The organism is Labrys sp. F242, assembly GCF_057813875.1.
This window is the reverse complement of record NZ_JBVASG010000001.1, coordinates 1,068,905-1,085,525: the sequence shown is the minus strand read 5'-3', so window position 1 is coordinate 1,085,525 and position 16,621 is coordinate 1,068,905. Positions and strand designations below refer to the sequence as shown.

The 16,621-nt window shown below is 62.9% G+C and carries 15 protein-coding genes; 6 read left to right on the top strand and 9 right to left on the bottom strand.

Annotation, left to right across the window (positions count from 1 at the left end; translation table 11 throughout):
* Positions 1-63 precede the first annotated feature (63 nt).
* Complete coding sequence (locus ACZYTC_RS05005; protein WP_488989057.1) at positions 64-1,923, top strand: ABC-F family ATP-binding cassette domain-containing protein; 1,860 nt, start codon at positions 64-66, stop codon at positions 1,921-1,923.
* Positions 1,924-1,964: 41 nt separating this feature from the next.
* Positions 1,965-2,426 (top strand): ester cyclase, encoded by a 462-nt coding sequence (locus ACZYTC_RS05000; RefSeq protein ID WP_454814577.1) that lies wholly within the window; start codon positions 1,965-1,967, stop codon positions 2,424-2,426.
* Positions 2,427-2,462: 36 nt separating this feature from the next.
* Here the strand turns inward: ACZYTC_RS05000 and ACZYTC_RS04995 are convergent, their stop codons facing one another.
* From ACZYTC_RS04995 to ACZYTC_RS04970, 6 genes are all read right to left on the bottom strand, one after another.
* Complete coding sequence (locus ACZYTC_RS04995; RefSeq protein WP_441772361.1) at positions 2,463-3,239, bottom strand: amino acid ABC transporter ATP-binding protein; 777 nt, start codon at positions 3,237-3,239, stop codon at positions 2,463-2,465.
* 1 nt (position 3,240) lies between these two features.
* Positions 3,241-3,897 carry an amino acid ABC transporter permease gene (locus tag ACZYTC_RS04990; RefSeq protein WP_434957113.1) on the bottom strand — a complete coding sequence of 219 codons (657 nt, stop codon included), beginning with the start codon at positions 3,895-3,897 and terminating at the stop codon, positions 3,241-3,243.
* On the bottom strand, positions 3,897-4,625 hold the full coding sequence (locus ACZYTC_RS04985) for an amino acid ABC transporter permease (RefSeq protein ID WP_434957114.1): 729 nt from the start codon (positions 4,623-4,625) through the stop codon (positions 3,897-3,899). The genes ACZYTC_RS04990 and ACZYTC_RS04985 overlap by 1 nt, the downstream gene beginning before the upstream one ends.
* Positions 4,626-4,699: 74 nt before the next feature.
* Positions 4,700-5,521, bottom strand: coding sequence for a transporter substrate-binding domain-containing protein (locus ACZYTC_RS04980; protein ID WP_434957115.1), 822 nt, complete (start codon positions 5,519-5,521; stop codon positions 4,700-4,702).
* Positions 5,522-5,757: 236 nt separating this feature from the next.
* Positions 5,758-6,891: an acyl-CoA dehydrogenase family protein gene (locus ACZYTC_RS04975; RefSeq protein ID WP_488989056.1), complete on the bottom strand. Its 1,134-nt coding sequence runs from the start codon at positions 6,889-6,891 to the stop codon at positions 5,758-5,760.
* Positions 6,888-8,036 carry a CaiB/BaiF CoA transferase family protein gene (locus ACZYTC_RS04970; RefSeq protein WP_488989055.1) on the bottom strand — a complete coding sequence of 383 codons (1,149 nt, stop codon included), beginning with the start codon at positions 8,034-8,036 and terminating at the stop codon, positions 6,888-6,890. The genes ACZYTC_RS04975 and ACZYTC_RS04970 overlap by 4 nt, the downstream gene beginning before the upstream one ends.
* A gap of 90 nt (positions 8,037-8,126) precedes the next feature.
* Here ACZYTC_RS04970 and ACZYTC_RS04965 point away from each other — a divergent pair, with 90 nt between their 5' ends.
* Positions 8,127-9,056 carry a LysR family transcriptional regulator gene (locus ACZYTC_RS04965; protein WP_454814586.1) on the top strand — a complete coding sequence of 310 codons (930 nt, stop codon included), beginning with the start codon at positions 8,127-8,129 and terminating at the stop codon, positions 9,054-9,056.
* A gap of 128 nt (positions 9,057-9,184) precedes the next feature.
* On the opposite strand, the gene ACZYTC_RS04960 is transcribed toward ACZYTC_RS04965, so the two are convergent.
* The 3 genes from ACZYTC_RS04960 to ACZYTC_RS04950 are packed head-to-tail and all read right to left on the bottom strand — an operon-like array spanning position 9,185 to position 11,758.
* On the bottom strand, positions 9,185-9,631 hold the full coding sequence (locus tag ACZYTC_RS04960) for a DNA polymerase III subunit chi (protein WP_434959663.1): 447 nt from the start codon (positions 9,629-9,631) through the stop codon (positions 9,185-9,187).
* Positions 9,632-9,644: 13 nt separating this feature from the next.
* A complete protein-coding gene (locus tag ACZYTC_RS04955; protein ID WP_434957119.1) occupies positions 9,645-10,265 on the bottom strand; it encodes a glutathione S-transferase family protein in 621 nt (206 codons plus the stop codon).
* The gene (locus ACZYTC_RS04950; protein WP_454814590.1) at positions 10,262-11,758 is read right to left on the bottom strand and encodes a leucyl aminopeptidase; all 1,497 of its coding nucleotides are present in this window, start codon (positions 11,756-11,758) and stop codon (positions 10,262-10,264) included. Before ACZYTC_RS04950 ends, ACZYTC_RS04955 begins: the two co-directional genes overlap by 4 nt.
* A 176-nt stretch (positions 11,759-11,934) precedes the next feature.
* On the opposite strand from ACZYTC_RS04950, the gene lptF reads away from it, so the two are divergent.
* Genes lptF through ACZYTC_RS04935 form a run of 3 tightly spaced genes read left to right on the top strand, consistent with a single transcriptional unit; the run spans position 11,935 to position 16,621 of the window.
* Positions 11,935-13,101: an LPS export ABC transporter permease LptF gene (gene lptF, locus ACZYTC_RS04945; protein WP_434957121.1), complete on the top strand. Its 1,167-nt coding sequence runs from the start codon at positions 11,935-11,937 to the stop codon at positions 13,099-13,101.
* The gene (gene lptG / locus ACZYTC_RS04940) at positions 13,098-14,177 is read left to right on the top strand and encodes an LPS export ABC transporter permease LptG (protein ID WP_488989054.1); all 1,080 of its coding nucleotides are present in this window, start codon (positions 13,098-13,100) and stop codon (positions 14,175-14,177) included. Before lptF ends, lptG begins: the two co-directional genes overlap by 4 nt.
* Entirely contained in the window at positions 14,177-16,621 is a 2,445-nt protein-coding gene (locus ACZYTC_RS04935; RefSeq protein ID WP_454814594.1) for an LPS-assembly protein LptD, read from the top strand. Before lptG ends, ACZYTC_RS04935 begins: the two co-directional genes overlap by 1 nt.

The following is a 16,621-nucleotide window of genomic DNA, read 5'->3' as shown; positions in this document are numbered from 1 at the left end:
CGATCGCCATCGGCAGGCATTGCATGATTGCCCTGCCGCCCGGCTCATGCCAAAAGCCCGGCCATGTTGCATGTGAACGGCCTCACTTTTCGTCTTGGTTCCCGCGTCCTGTTCGACAACGCCACGGTGGCGCTGCCGCCGGATGCGCGCGTCGGCTTTCTTGGGCGCAACGGCACCGGCAAGACCACCTTGTTCCGTATGATCATGGGCGAGGTCTCCCCCGATCTCGGCAGCGTCTCGGTGCCGCGCGGCATGCGCATCGGCCGCGTCGCCCAGGAAGCGCCGGGTGGGCCCGAAAGCCTGATCGAGGTGGTGCTGGCGGCCGACGAGGAGCGCACGGCCCTGCTGGCCGAGGCGGAGACCGCCAGCGATCCTCATCGCATCGCCGAGATCCAGACCCGCCTCGCCGACAAGAATTCCCATGCCGCGCCGGCCCGCGCCGCCACCATCCTGGCAGGTCTGGGCTTCGACCATGCCGCACAAAGCCGTGCCTGCTCGGAATTCTCGGGCGGCTGGCGCATGCGCGTGGCGCTGGCCGCCCTGCTCTTCACCGAGCCGGATCTCCTGCTGCTGGACGAGCCCACCAATTATCTCGACCTCGAAGGCACGCTCTGGCTTCAGGATTATCTCGCCTCCTACCCGCATACCGTGGTGGTGATCAGCCATGACCGCGACCTCCTCAACGCCTCGGTCGACTACATCCTGCATCTGACCGAGGGCCGGCTCGAACTCTATCGCGGCGGTTATGACGGCTTCGAAAGACAGCGCCGAGAAAAGCAGGCGCTGAGCCTGAAGCTCAGGAAGAAGCAGGAAGACCAGCGCCGCCACATCCAGTCCTTCATCGACCGCTTCAAGGCCAAGGCCACCAAGGCGGCCCAGGCCCAGTCGCGCATGAAGATGCTGGCGCGCATGGAGCCCGTGGCGGCAATTGTCGACGAGGAAGTCAGGCCCTTCGACTTTCCGCCGCCCGCCAAGCCGCTGTCACCGCCGATCATCGCGCTGGAAGGCGCCAGCACCGGTTATGGCGAGCGCACGGTGTTGTCGCGGCTCGACCTTTCTGTCGACAGCGAGGATCGCATCGGCCTGCTCGGCTCCAACGGCAACGGCAAGTCGACCTTCGCCAAGCTGCTGGCCGGGCGCCTGGCGGCGATGGCTGGCCGCATGCGGCGCTCCTCTGCGCTGAAGGTCGCCTATTTCGCCCAGCATCAGCTCGACGAGCTCAATCCGGCGGCCTCGGCCCGCGACCATGTCGCCGAGATGATGGTCGGCGCCACCGAAGCCCAGATCCGCGCCCGCACCGCCCAGATCGGTTTCGGCGCCGATAAGGCCGACACCCCGGTCTCCAACATTTCCGGCGGCGAGAAGGCACGCCTGCTGATGGGTCTGGCCACCTTCGGCGGCCCGCATCTGCTCATCCTGGACGAGCCGACCAACCATCTCGACATCGACAGCCGCCAGGCCCTGATCCAGGCGCTCAACGACTATCCCGGCGCGGTCATCCTGATCAGCCATGACCGCTATCTGCTCGAAGCCTGCGTCGACCGGCTCTGGCTGGTGGCCGACGGCACGGTCAAGGGCTTTGAGGGCGACATGGAGGATTATCGTCGCCTGGTCCTGGCCAAGCCGGCCGTGGAGAAAAGCGAGCGCAACGGCGAGCCGACGCAGCGCCAGACCAATGCTGCGCGGCGGGCGCAAACCGCGGCTGACCGCGAGAGGATCCGCCAGATCGAGGCCGCCATGGAGAAGCTGCAGGCCATCATCGCGGATCTCGACGAGAAGCTGTCGCGTCCCGGCCTTTTCGAGCGTTCGCCCGACAAGGCGGCCGAGATGGCCAAGGCCCGCGCCACCGCCGAGGAAAGACTTCTCCTCGCCGAAGAGGCCTGGCTGGAAGCCAGTGCCGCCCTGGAGGACGCGTCTTCCTGACGCAAGAACGGAGGCCTGATATGGATTGTGGACGCAGACTGATGATCCTGGGCGGGCTCGCCCTGGCGGGTGGCACGAGCCTGCCGGCACTGGCGCAGGAGCCCAATGCCGCCGAGCGCTTCGCGGCTCGGCTGAATGCACACGATATCGACGGCTTCGCCGCTCTGTTCGCCGAGACCTACATCAACAACCAGGCCAGTGCCGCCGCTCCGGCTCGCAAAGAGCTGAGTGCCAAGCAGGCGACCGTGGCCTTCTTCCAGGCCCGCCTCACCGCCATGCCGGACCTGCAGGTCGCGATAGAGACGCATGTGAGCCAGGGCGCCAAGGTCGCCGCGAGCTTCGTCTATACCGGCACGCATAAGGGCCCTTATTTCGGCATCGCCCCCACGGGCAAAACCTTGCGCTTCACCTCTTGCGACATCTTCCGCGTCGAGGCCGGCTTGATCGCCGAGCATTGGGGCATGGGCGACATTGCCGGCGTCATGGCGCAGTTGAAGGGGTAGGCCTGCGGCAAGCCTCGTGCAGCAAGGCTTGCCGCGCTAGAAACTGTTGCGCTCGTTATAAGTCCGCAGGAAAGACTGGATACGCCTGTCGGCCGGGTCGTGGAAGATGGCCGCCGGCGTATCGACGGCAACCAGTTCGCCCGCTTCCATGAAGCCCACCTGGTCGCCGACATGGGCGGCAAAGCCCATCTCATGGGTGACGACCACCATGGTCATGCCTTCCGCGGCAAGCTGCTTCATGACATTCAGCACCTCACCGACGAGTTCGGGATCGAGCGCCGAAGTCGGCTCGTCGAACAGCATGAGCTGGGGTTCCATGGCGATGGCGCGGGCGATGGCGACGCGCTGCTGCTGCCCGCCCGAAAGCCGGCCGGGGTGGCTCGCCATCTTGTCGGCCAGTCCGACCTTGCGCAGCGCCTCAGCCGCGCGCGCACCAGCCTCGGATTTGGAGAAGCCGCGTACCTGGACAAGTCCTTCGGCGACATTCTGCAGCGCGGTCATATGCGGCCAGAGATTGAACTGCTGGAACACCATGCCGATGCGCCGGCGCATCTCGCGCAGTTTGCCCGAGGCCATGCGGCGGCCACCCGGGGTCTCGTAGCCGATCAGCCGGCCGTCGATGCGGATCTCGCCGGCATCATACTCTTCGAGGAAGTTGATGCAGCGCAGCAGGGTCGACTTTCCCGATCCGGAGGGGCCGATCAGGCAGGTGACCTTGCCGGGGGGAACCGAGACGGAGATCTGCTTCAGCGCCTGGAACGGCCCATAGAACTTGTCGACCTTGTGGATCTCGACGGAGGAAGCCTGCTCCATATCAGCGTCTTTCGATCATGTAATGGGTGACGCGGCTTTCCAGCCAGCGACCGAGCCGGGAGACGAGTTCCACTAGACCCCAGAAGAACAGAGCCAGCGCCAAAGTGGCCTCGAAATAGCGGAAGGTCTCGGTGATCATCCGGTCGACCTGATAGCGCAGCTCGGGCACCGTGATGGTGGAGAGCACCACCGTTTCCTTGGTCAGGATGATGGCGAAATTGACCAGCGCCGGCAGGGACGAAACCAAGGCGAGCGGCAGCAGGATGCGCCGCACGATGGCGAACTCGCTCATGCCGATGGTTCGCGCCGCCTCGATCTGCCCCACCGCGACCGCATTGAAGCCCGAGCGGAAGATCTCGGCGAAATAGGGACTGCCATAGATCGACAGCCCGATCAGGCCCGCCGGCAGGGCATCCAGCCTCAAGCCGAAGGCGGGGCCGCCATAATAGAGCACATACAGCTGAACCAGGAAGGGAGTGCCGCGAATGGCCTCGACATAACCGACGAGCAGCCAGCGCAACGGCGCCGGCCCGTAGCGCTGGGCAAGCGCGATGACGAGGCCCAGGACCACGGAACAGGCGGTTCCGACCAGCCAGCACAGCACCGTCATGCCGAAACCGCGCAGCAGTGCCGGCCCGTAGTGAACGATCAGCTCCATTATGCCGCCGCCCTTCGTTCCAGGTACCGGCCAAGCGTGGCCAGGCACAGATTGATCACGAGATAAAGGCATCCCGCCGCGACATAGGCTTCGAGCGGGCGATAGCTCGCGCCAGCCTCCGCCTGGCTGGCTCGCGTGATCTCCCAGATCCCGACCAGGGAGACCAGCGAGGAGGCCTTGACCAAGAGGATGAGTTCATTGACGAGCGCCGGCAACGACAGGCGGACCGCCTGCGGCAGGATGATCCGGGTCCAGATCGCGTGCGGCAGCATGCCGATGGCGACCGCCGCCTCGGCCTGTCCGCGGGGCAGCGCATTGATGGCGCCCCGCCAGATTTCGGCAACATAGGCGCTGGAGCACAGGCCGACGGCCAGCACCGCCGCCACCATTGGCGGCACGTTGATGCCGGTCACCGGCAGGAGGTAGAACATCAAAAGCAACTGTACCATCAGCGGCACGCCGCGAAAGAAACTGATCCAAACGGCGGCTGCCGACCGCAGCGTACGCGAGAGCGACAGGGCGCCGGCGCAGATCATCGCGCCGACGAGGAGCCCGATCGCAATGCCCAACAGGGAGACGATCAGGGTACTGGGCACTCCCAGCGCCAGCGCGTGGAAGCTCTTGATGAAGGCATTCAGCGAGAACATGCGGGGAGGCCCAGTGACCGAAGCACGGCGCCGCCAGGCGGCCATGCGTTCCCAGAGCAAGGCACGATTCCTGCGAATCACACCCTACTCCAGCTCTTCTTTGCGACGCGCCTTGGCGATCTGACGGGATCCGTCAAATCGGAAGACACTTCAGGTCACTTGGCCGGCACCTCCAGCGGCAGCTCGGTATATTTGCCGAGCCATTTTTCCTGGATCGCCTTGACGCGCCCGTCCTTGGTCATCTTGACGATGGCATCCTTGATGGCCCCGGCAAAGCTCGCGCTGTCGTCGCCCTTGCGGAGCACCCAGCCAAAATAGGTCGGCTTGCCGAAGGTCGACACTTCAGGCAGGGCGAACACATCGCCACGCTGCTTGACAAGATAGGCAAGATTGGGCGCCGAGCCCGCCACGGCATCGAGGCGACCGGCGGCAAGATCGGCATAGGCCTCGTCGGTGGTGCCGTATTCCTTGACGGTCACATTGCCGACCTTAGCACCGAATTCCTGCAACTGCTTGAACTGCGCCGTGCCCTGTTGCACGCCGACGGTCTTGCCGGCGATGTCCTCGGGCTTGTTGATGTCCTTGTTGGCGGCGGCCTTGACGATGCCGACGGTCGCGTCGGCGATCGGCAGGGTGAAGGTGTAGCGCTCGAGCCGTTCCGGCGTGATCGTCACCGGCGCGATGACGATGTCGAATTTCGACACTTCCAGGCCCGGAAGCTGGGAGGTCCAGGGCAGGTCCTGATAGACGGGTTCGACGCCGATCTCCTTGGCGACATTGTCGAACAGGTCCTTGGTCATGCCCTGATAGGTGCCGTCGACGACCATGTCGAACGGTGCATAGTGCATATCCGTCGCCGTCACGATCTTACCGGCACTTTTGACATTGCTCAGCTGATCGGCCGACGCTGCCATTCCCGAGAGCCCGCCAAAGGCAAGCCCAAGCAGCGCGCCACACAATAAGGTTCCGATTTTCATTATGTTCTCCACCTGGATAGCCATTGGATTGAAGCCGCTTTTTAGCGCACCGTCGAGAGAGGATTTCGCCTTCGCCCGACGACAGTTTTATGGTTCACGGCCTCGCGTTAAATCATGAGGAGGTATTACTATCAGGACGCCGGGAGCAAAGCGCGCTTTGATGAAGCCACGTCCTTGCTCTCCCTTCGTTGCGACAAGTCTCTACGATTTGCGGTAGTCGTCAGATCGTACAACACTCAGGCAAGCACCATGCGCGCTATGATGTTGCGCTGTACCTCCGAGGAACCCTCGTAAATGCGCATGATACGGACATCGCGCGCCATCCTCTCCAGGGGCAATTCCTGGGAATAGCCATAGCCGCCATGGATCTGCAGGGCGCGGTCGATGATCGATCCGGCCTTTTCCGAGGCAAACAGCTTGGCCATGGAGGCTTCCTTCGAAAAACGCTCACCCTTCTCGCGCAGGGAGGCGGCCCTCAGTCCCATCAGGCGAGCGGCATCGAGTTCGGTCGCCATGTCGGCGAGCATCCATTGCAGGCCCTGGAACTCGGCGATCGGATGGCCGCCGACGTGGCGGGTCTTCGCCCATTCCACCGCCATGGCCAGCGCCTCGCCGGCCATTCCGGTGCACATGGCAGCGACTTCGGTGCGACCATTGTCGAGCGTCTTCAGGGCGGTTCTGAAGCCACTCCCCTCGGGTCCCAGCCTGGCCTCCTCGCCGACGCGGCAGTCGAACTCGACCTCGAACACATGTCCACCGCGCAGGCCCATCGTCCTTTCGGGCGGACCGACTTTCACCCCCCCTTTCGCCGGTTCGACCACAAAGGCGCTGATGCCGCGCGCGCCTGCCGCGGCATCGGTCTTGGCGAATACGACGATGAAATCGGCATGCGCCGCGTTGGAGATGAAATGCTTGACGCCTCGTAGATGATACGACCCTCCGTCCCAGACGGCTCGGGTCGTCATATCGGCCGGATTGGAGCCCGCAGCCGGTTCGGTCAGGCCGAATGCGCCAACGGTCTTGCCTGCAGCCGCATCTGGCAGATAGCGGCTGCGCTGCGCATCGTCGCCACCGATGAGGATCGCATCGGTCGCCAGGAAATGCGCCGTCATCATGGAGACGGTGGAACCGCAACCGGCCGCCAAGGCCTCGACGGCAAGATAGAGCGCCACCGGCGAGAGGCCGGGGCCGCCCCATGCCTCCGGCAGGTTCATGCCCATCGCGCCCAGTTCGGCCAGAGCCGGAATATGCCGCGACGCGAAGATCCCGTTCGCATCGATCTCACGGGCATTCGGCTTGAGGACGTCCTCGGCGAAGCGGCGGATCTGTTCGACCACCGCGAGGGTGTCGGCATCCGGCTCGAAATTCATGAGCGCTCCTCCTGTGCGGCCAGACCGGCGAGGATGTCGTGCGTGTGCTCTCCGAGCCGCGGCGCTCGCATGGGCCGGCCACGCCGGGAGCCGGAGAAATGGGCAGGCTGTTCCGGCAGGGGGACAATGCTCCCTTGCCGAAAAAGGCCACGCCCGCGCGCCTGCTCCGAATCGATCGCCTGCGCCACGGTGCTGATCGGTGCCACTGGGATGCCGGCGCTGGCCAGGACCTTCACCACCTCGTCGGTCGACCGCCCCCCCGTCCATTGCTCCACGCAGACGCGCAAGGCCGGCTCGTTGTCCGAGCGCAGAGAATCGGTATGATAGCGCGGATCGCTCGCCAGTTCGGGCTGGCCGATGGTCGCGGCGAAATGGGCAAATAGCTTCTCATTGAGGACCGCAATCACCGCATGGCCGTCAGCGGTTCGATAGGCCCCGAAAGGCGCCGAGAGCGGGTGGCGGTTGCCGGCGCGCATCGGCACGCGGCCCGTCGCCAGATAGCGGCACGCTCCGGTCGGCAGCAGCGAAAGCAGCGCATCGAACATGGCGAGGTCGATATGGCAGCCACGCCCGGTGCGCTCGCGCTGCCACAGCGCGGCGGTGACGGCCCAGGCGCCATACAGACCGGCGGCAATGTCGCCGATGGCCTCCCCGATCAAGGTGGGCGGCCCGTCGGACGTGCCCGTCAACGCCATCAGCCCGCTCTCCGCCTGCACGATGATGTCATAGGCCGGCCGATCGCGCCCGACACCTTCCTGTCCGAAACCGGAAATGCTGAGATAGACGAGATCGGGATTCTCACCGACGAGGTCGGTATAGGCGATGCCGAGCCGCGATGCGACGCCCGGCCGGAAATTCTCGACCACGACGTCGGCCCCGGCCGCCAGCCGCCGCGCCGTGGCACGGTCGGCCTCGCTCTTAAGGTCGAGTACGATGCTGCGCTTGCCGCGATTGGCGAATTCGAACAGGGCGCTGTCGTTGCCGACGAACGGGCCGACATGGCGATAGTCGTCGCCTTCGCGTCCCTCGACCTTGATGATGTCGGCGCCAGCATCGGCGAGGAGAGCGGTGGCGAAGGGCCCCGCGAGCACGCGCGAAAAATCGAGCACGACGAGGCCCTCGAGCGGCAGGTCAAATCCAGTCATGACTATTCCTTGGTTCTTCCGCAGGATTTGACAGTTCTTGAATAGATGCAAATAATCTTATTGCATCAACAGAATAAGTTTTTCCTATTCATGGTCACAGTACGCCAGCTGAGCTATTTCGTTGCTGCCGCCGAGCATGAGGGCACAGCCCAGGCGGCCCGCGCCCTTCATGTCTCCCAGCCGGCGATTTCCGTGGCCATCCGCCAATTGGAGGAAAGGGTCGGTCAGCCCCTGTTCGTGCGCCGCCACGCCCAGGGCCTCGTCCTCACCCAGGCCGGGCGCGACAAGCTTGCCGAAGCTCGCTCCATCCTCTCCCAGATCAATGCCTGGGCCGCCTCGCCGGGCGTTTCGTCCGGGCGGAAGACTTTCGTCGACGTCGGGTGTCTCGCAACGCTGGGCCCACTGCACATGCCGCCCATCATCCGCGCCTTTCGCCAGTCCCATCCGCATGTCGAAGTCCGGATGCGAGAGGGCGATATCGAGGAACTGCACCGGCTGGTCGACAACGGGTTGATCGAGGTTGCGCTTCTCTACGATCTCGATCTCGGCCGCACCGGCACGGCCGAGACCGTCGCTGAATTCAAACCCTACGTGCTCGTTCCGGCCGGCCATCCGCTTGCCGACAAACGCCGCGCCCGGCTACAGGATCTCGCGGCCTGGCCGCTGATCCTGATCAATCTGCCGCACAGCCGCGACTATTTCCTGGCACTGTTCCGCCAGGCGGGGGTGACACCCACCCTGGGGATGGAGGCACGCACGATCGACATGGTGCGCGGCCTCGTCGCCAACGGCCTCGGTATTGCCCTGCTGACCACGCGCTCCCGGTCCGGTGTCAGCGAGGATGGCCTCCCGCTGGCCATCGTGGAGCTCGAGGATGTGCTGCCCCCGCAAAAGGCCGTGATCATCACACCGCGCCAATTTCCCATTACCTGGATGGCAAGCGCCTTCATCGACCATGTCCGCGCGCATTTCGGGCAGGGTCCGGAAGTTTCGTCAGCCGGGGGGCAGGAATGCGCTTAGAGCAAAGTGCGATTTCTCCGAACCAGACTTTTCTCTAACTCTTTGTTTCGACGCGTCTTTGCGATTTGAAGTGATTCCGCCAAATCGCAAAGCGCTTTAGATCGATTTCCGATTCGATCAGGTCTGGCCTACGCCTTCTTTTCCCAGCGCCCCTCGTCGCTCTGCTGCCAATAGGTCGCGGCAAAGCCGAGTTCCTTGGCCTGCTTCCACTGATCCCGCGCCCCCTGCACGGCGTCGGCGTCGTTGCCGTCGAACATCAGCACGATGCGTTCATAGCTCGGCGCATCCGTCGGCAAGGGCGCGCCATCGACGAGGAAACGAATCACGGCCCCGTTGGGATTGCCTTCATGCGCCACCAGCACGATCGGCTGGGCCGGACCATCGTCACTCTCCAGGCCATGCGGCAGGAAGGCTTCGTCATTATAGGTCCACAATACGTCGTCGAGCGCGCGCAGGCGCTCCTGTGGCCCCTGCACCGCGCAACGCCAGCCGCGCTGCAGGGATTTTTCCAAAAGGCCCGGCAGAATCCGTTCAAGCGGGGCTCTCTGCAGATGATAGAAGAGCAATTCCGTCATCATCTCCCCTTTCTCAATAGTCGCTTTCCGGCGAGCGCGTCCGCAGCATGGCAGGCGCGTTTCGGATAGAATGCCACCATTCCTTCAGCGCCGGCACGCGATCGATCAATTCGCTTCCAGCCGAGACACTGTCGGCAACGGCCAGGACGGGTGCGAGGTAACACCAAGCCAAGTTGGGAGAAAGCCCGACACCCCCCTCGCATACCAATTCCTGCAGGGCACGCAATGCCACCTCGGCCTGCGCCAGAGTCTCCGGGGTGGGCATCGTGCCATCGCGCCACCATTGTGGCACGTAGATTCCCCATACGAGAGGCCGATAGGCGTAATTGTCGACCACGCGCATGATCTGTCGCATGCGTACAGCCGCGCGAGGATCGGCCGGTATCAGGAAAGGATCGGGCAGCAGCGCCTCGAGATAATGCGCAATGGCGTCGGTCTCATAGACGACCGTACCATCGATCTCGATGCTCGGAATACGCCGGAACGGATGCAGCCGCTCATACTCATTCGGCACGCCCCTGTCGTCGAAAATATCAGCCATGACAAAGTCATGACCGACATTCTTGAAATCCAGGATCAGCCGGATGATCCGTGTATAGACGCTGTCAGGCGTGCCGAACAGTGTGATCCTCACCCCTCGTAATGCTCAGCCACCAGCCGGTCGAGCAGGCGCACGCCCCAGCCCGAAGCCCAACTGCGGTTGACGTCGCTGGCGGGCGAGCCCATGGCGGTGCCGGCGATGTCGAGATGGGCCCAAGGCGTCTCGTTGACGAAGCGCTGCAGGAACTGGGCCGCCGTGATCGACCCGCCATTGCGGCCGCCGGTGTTCTTCATGTCCGCGAATTTGGAATCGATCAGCTTGTCGTATTCAGGGCCGAGCGGCATGCGCCAGACCCTCTCGCCCGTCGTCTGCCCTGCCACGAACAGGCGCCCGGCGAGCTCGTCATTGTTGGAGAAGAGGCCGGCATATTCCTGGCCGAGCGCCACCATGATGGCGCCGGTGAGCGTGGCGAGATTGACCATGAATTGCGGCTTGTACTTGTCCTGGATGTACCAGAGCACATCCGCCAGCACGAGCCGGCCCTCGGCGTCGGTGTTGATGATCTCGATGGTCTGGCCCGACATCGAGGTGACGATATCGCCCGGACGCTGGGCCTTGCCGTCTGGCATGTTCTCGACCACGCCGATGGCCCCGATGACGTTGGCCTTGGCCTTGCGGGCGGCAAGCGCGTGCATCAACCCGACCACGCAGGCCGCACCGCCCATGTCGCCCTTCATGTCTTCCATGCCGGAAGCCGGCTTGATGGAAATGCCGCCGGTGTCGAAGGTCACGCCCTTGCCGATGAAGGCAACAGGCTTGGCCTCGCGATTCTTGGCGCCATTCCAGCGCATCACCACCAGCCGGCTGTCATGCTCGGAGCCCTGGCCGACACCGAGCAGCGCCCCCATGCCGAGTTTCTTCATGGCCTTGACGTCGAGAATGTCGATCTCGACGCCGAGTTCCTCCAGTTCGGCCGCGCGTTTGGCGAAGGCCTCGGGATAGAGCACGTTCGGCGGCTCGTTGACGAGATCGCGAGCAAGCCTGACGCCGTCGGCGATCGCCTCGCGAGACTTGCCAGCCTTCTTGGCCGCGCCGTCGACACCGCTGGCGATCGTCAGTTCAAGCACCTTGCTCGCCGCATCGTCCTGCTTGCGCGTCTTGTAGCGCTCGAACTTATAGGCCCGCAGCCTGGCCCCGAGGGCGAAGTCCGCCACCTGATCGGCGGTGATGGCCGCCTCCGGCAGGTCCAGCACCACGGTAACCGTCTTCGCCGAGACCGGCAGCTTGCCGATCACATTGCCACCGGCCTTGACCCAATCGGTGCGGGCGCTTTCTTCAGCCTTGCCGAGAGAAACCGCGATCACCCGGTCCACCGGCAGGCCGGACGGAGCAAGAATGTCGAGGGAGGCCAGCGCCTTCCCCTTGAAATTATCGGCGGAAGCCGCACGTTTGACCAGACTGCCGATACCCGGTAGAGCAGCTTCCGTTTCAGGCGATACGGCCAAATCGATATTTGTGAATATGACGGCAATGCCGTCGGCAATTTTCTCGACTTTTGAAAAAGACAGTTTCAATTCGGAAACCATAATTGATGCCCATTCTAGGAAGCTGCCGCGCGGTTGACGGCTTGTTGGGACTTTTGCATGTCAATCCGTAACCATGTCTACAACAAATCGCTCGCAGCCTCGGTCCTGCCATACAAACGTCTCGCCTGCCACCTAGCAGGAGGATACAAGCAACGGGTAGGAGACCCGAGAAGGCAATGAACCTCGTCAGCCGATATATTGCCAGACAGTTTGGCTTTGCCTTTCTGGTCTGCCTCGTCGTGCTGACGCTCCTGGCCTGGATGGTCGGCGCCCTGCGCGAGTTCAATGTCATGACGGCACAGGGCCAGTCCGTCCTGGTCTTCCTGGCCATCAGTTCGCTTGCCCTGCCTGCGCTTATGGTGGTGGTCGCGCCACTTGCTGTCTTCCTGGCCGCAGTATGGCTGCTGCAACGTCTCAATGCCGGTTCCGAACTTGTCGTTCTCAATGCGGCGGGCTATTCCCCCTCGCGGCTGATCACGCCCTTTGCCGGCATTACCGGCCTCGTCGCCGCGGGGATCGCCGCCGTCACCCTCTATATCCAGCCTGCCAGCCAGCATGAGCTGACCGCCTGGCGTGTCGCCGCCGCGGCCGACGTGGTGCAGCACTTCCTCAAGGAAGGCCAGTTCACCGCTCTGCGCGGCTTCACCTTCCATATCCGTAAACGCCAGGAAGATGGCACGCTGCTCGGTATTTTCGTGCAGGATGCTCGCGACAAGGGCAAGACCAAGACCTATATCGCCGGGACCGGCAAGATCGTCGATACCTCGACGGGATTGGTGCTGGTCCTGAACAACGGCTCGCTGCAGCAGCAGGAAGGCGGCGCCTCCTCGGATGCCTCGATCGTCACCTTCGAGCAATATCAGTTCGACCTCTCCCAGCTCGCCCGCGACGACAACGATGCCATCAACTACAAGCCGCGCGACCGCTACACCAGTGAACTCTGGAACGCCCAGCCATCCGAGATGAAAGGACCGGCCGAGCGTGGCCGCGTTCGCGGCGAACTTGTGGACCGGTTTACCGCTCCCCTCTATCCGATCGCCTTCATGCTGATCGCCCTCGCCTTCCTCGGCCAGGCGCGCACAACCCGCCAGGGTCGGGCCAGCGCGATCGGTTTTGCCATTCTGAGCGTCGTGGTGGTGCGCATTCTCGGCTTCATCGCCACGCAGAGTCTGAGCGTGCACACGGCTGGCGGCGTCTATATCGCATTCGGCGTGCCGGTCCTGACGTCCCTGATCTGCCTTGCCGTCATTACCGGCCATTTGCGCCTGTCGCTGCCGCGCAGCTTGACGAACTGGTACAATGACCTGACTTCGCGCCTCGCCAACCGGACGGCGCGCGCATGATCATGACCTCCACCCTCGGTCGTTACCTCAGCAAGCGCTTCCTGATCGCCATTTTCGGCGTGCTCGCCTTCCTGTTCGTCATGATCTTCCTGCTGGATTTTGCCGAGACCAGCCGGCGCGCCAGCGACTTGCCACATGTATCCGTAGGCTCGATCGCCACTCTGTCTCTGCTGCGGACGCCCTCCATCATCGAGCAGACCCTGCCCTTCGTCTTCCTGTTCGGGGCCATCATCTGCTTCGTCAATCTCAGCCTACGGCTCGAACTGGTGGTGATGCGCGCCGCCGGCCTGTCGGTCTGGCAGTTCCTGGCCCCGCCGATCATCTGTGCCGTCCTCCTCGGCCTCCTTGCCGCGATGGCCTTCAACCCGCTCTCGGCAGCGCTGAAAACCAGAAGCGACGTGCTCGATACGCGTGTCTTCGGCTCTCGCCAGGTGCGCGACGACGACAAGAGCCGCTGGATCCGCGATGGCCAGGCGGTCATCCATACCTCGGCCGAGAATAGCGACAACGGCGCGCTGACGGGGGTCACCATCTATGCCCTCGATGCCGATGGCCGCTTTATCAGGCGCATCGAGGCGGATACCGCAAAACTTGACAACGGTGCCTGGCATCTATCCAAGGTTCAGGAATTCATCCCCAACCAGTCGGTAAAAACCTCAGAAACCGTTGATTTTCCTAGCAATTTGACCAAGTCTCAGGTTGATCAGCAATTTGCGGTGTCGGCAGACAGCGTGTCTTTCTGGAGACTCCCTTCGTCAATCGAACAACAGGGCGCCGCGGGACTTGAAGCAAATGACTACCGGTTGCAATATCAGACGCTTCTTGCTCGTCCCCTGCTGCTCGTGGCGATGGTGCTGATCGCCGCGACGGTATCGCTTCGGTTTGCTCGCCTGGGTGGTATTGGTGTGATGATCTTGAGTGGAATCGGGGCGGGTTTCTTGCTGTATGTCGTAACCAAAATGGCCAAGGACCTGGGCATTGCGGGGCTGGTTGCGCCGGCCGTCGCCGCTTGGACTCCGGCCGCCATTGCGGCCCTGATCGGATTTACCGTGTTGCTTAACCAGGAGGATGGCTGATGCGCGTATCAGCTCGCCACTTCCTTACGACCATGCTGTGCACCACCGTTGCGGTTGCAGCGCTGTCGTTTGCGTTGTTGCCATCGAAAGTTCACGCCCAGGAGAACCTGCTCGGGCCCTTGGGTGCACGTTCCGATGGTGCCGGAGGCCAAGGCAGCTCCAACATGGTCCTCAAGGCCAGGGAGATGCAGTATGATCAGGACAACGAGGTCGTAACGGCCATCGGCACGGTGCAGATCTACTACAATGGCCGCGCCCTGCAGGCAGACCGTGTGGTCTATGACCGCAAGGGCAAGCGCGTGCGCGCCAACGGCAATGTCGTGATCACCGAAGCCGACGGCACGAAGACCTATGCCGATAATTTCGACCTCACCGACGATTTCAAGGACGGCTTCGTCAATTCGCTGAAGACGGTGACGGCGGACGAGCTCTATATCGCCTCCAACCGGGCCGAGCGCACCGGCGGCAACGTCACCGTGTTCCAGAACGGCATCTATTCCGCCTGCTCGCCCTGTGCCGACAATCCGCAAAAGCCGCCGCTGTGGCAGATCAAGGCTGTCAAGGTCATCCACAACCAGCAGGAGAAGATGATCTATTTCGAAGATGCTCGCTTTGAGTTCTTCGGCATGCCGATCGCCTACCTGCCCTATATGTCGACCCCCGACCCGACCGTCACCCGCAAGAGCGGCTTCATCACGCCGCGCTATTTCCATAGCTCCCGGATCGGCTATGGGGCCGAACTGCCCTATTTCATCGACCTCGCTCCCAACTACGATCTGACGCTCACGCCCGGCTATGCCAGCAGTCAGGGGCCGACGGGCCAGATCGAGTGGCGCCATCGCACGCTGAATGGCGCCTACTCGGTGATGGCATCGGGTGCCTTTATCAGCGACCCGGACAAGTTCGCCAATGAGGATATTGGCAAGCCGAATTGGCGCGGCTCGATTTCGTCCAAGGGCGAATTCTGGCTGAACGACAAATGGCGCTTCGGCTGGGACGGCTCGCTGCTGAGCGACAAATATTATTGGCGCGACTACCGGCTCGACAATCTGCGGGGCAAGACCGAGGCGACCTCCACCGTCTATCTGACGGGCGTGGGCACCAAATCCTGGTTCGATCTGCGCGCCTATTATTTCCAGGGCCTGACCACGGCCGACGTACAGAAACAATTGCCCGTCGTCGCGCCAGTGCTCGACTATGACTATATCGTCGACCACCCGGTGCTCGGCGGCGAACTGGGCTGGAACTTCAATCTGACCAGCCTGACGCGTCAGCAGGCTGCCTTCGACAATATTCTGGGCTACAACTGCGACAACCTCTCTCCGAAAACCCGGACGAACTGCCTGCAGCGCGGCATTGATGGCACCTATACCCGCGCCTCGATCAACGCCTATTGGAAGAAGACCTTTACCGACACCTATGGGCAGCAGTGGACCCCCTTCGCCTATGTCCGCGGCGATCTGGGCTTCACCCAGCTCGACGGCAACCCTGCCGACCAGTTCGTCAGCAACAAGAAGAACGATACGGCCGCACGCCTGGTGCCGGCCATCGGCCTCGACTACCGCTATCCCTTCATCTCGCAGTCCGATTGGGGTACGCAGATCATCGAACCGATCGCCCAGATCATCCTGCGCCCCAAGGCGATGCAGAGCGGCGTCTTCCCCAACGAAGACGCACAGAGCCTGATTTTCGACGACAGCAACCTGTTCGCCTGGGACAAGTATTCCGGCTATGACCGGGTCGAGGACGGCTCTCGCATCAATGCTGGCCTGCAATATTCGCTGACCACCAATGGCGGCGGCTACTATAACGCCATGTTCGGCCAGTCCTATTCCTTCGGCGGCACCAACCCCTACACCACCGGCGACATGGCCAATACGGGCCTGCAGTCGGGACTGGATCGCAACGTTTCCGACTATGTCGGGCGTGTCTATCTGCAGCCGGTGAACAATTTTGCCGTGATGTCGGGTGCCCGCTTCGACCAGAAGAACTGGGACATGCGGCAGTTCGAGATCGGTGTCCTCGGCACCCTCGGACGCCTGAAGGCCGATGTCACCTATGCGCGCTACGATGCCCAGCCCCTGCTTGGGCTCGACGATCGCGAAGGCGTCAACGGCAAGGCCGCCCTGAAGCTGAGCGAGAACTGGATCGCCAGCGCCGGTGCTCTTTACGATATGAAGACGAAGAAATTCGCGTCGAGCTATGCCGGACTGACCTATGTCGACGCCTGCATCGCGCTCGGCATGAGCGTCTCGCGTTCCTATGACACCACGTCGTTGAAATACGACACCACGGTGCAGTTCCAATTGCAGCTGCGTGGCCTCGGCGTCAGTGGTAGCCCGAAGGAATTCACCAACAAGGTCTGGAACAGCGACTTCGACGATCTCAATGTCACCAAGCCGAGCAGCTATACCGACCGCTACGGCAATCTGAAGACCTTCTGA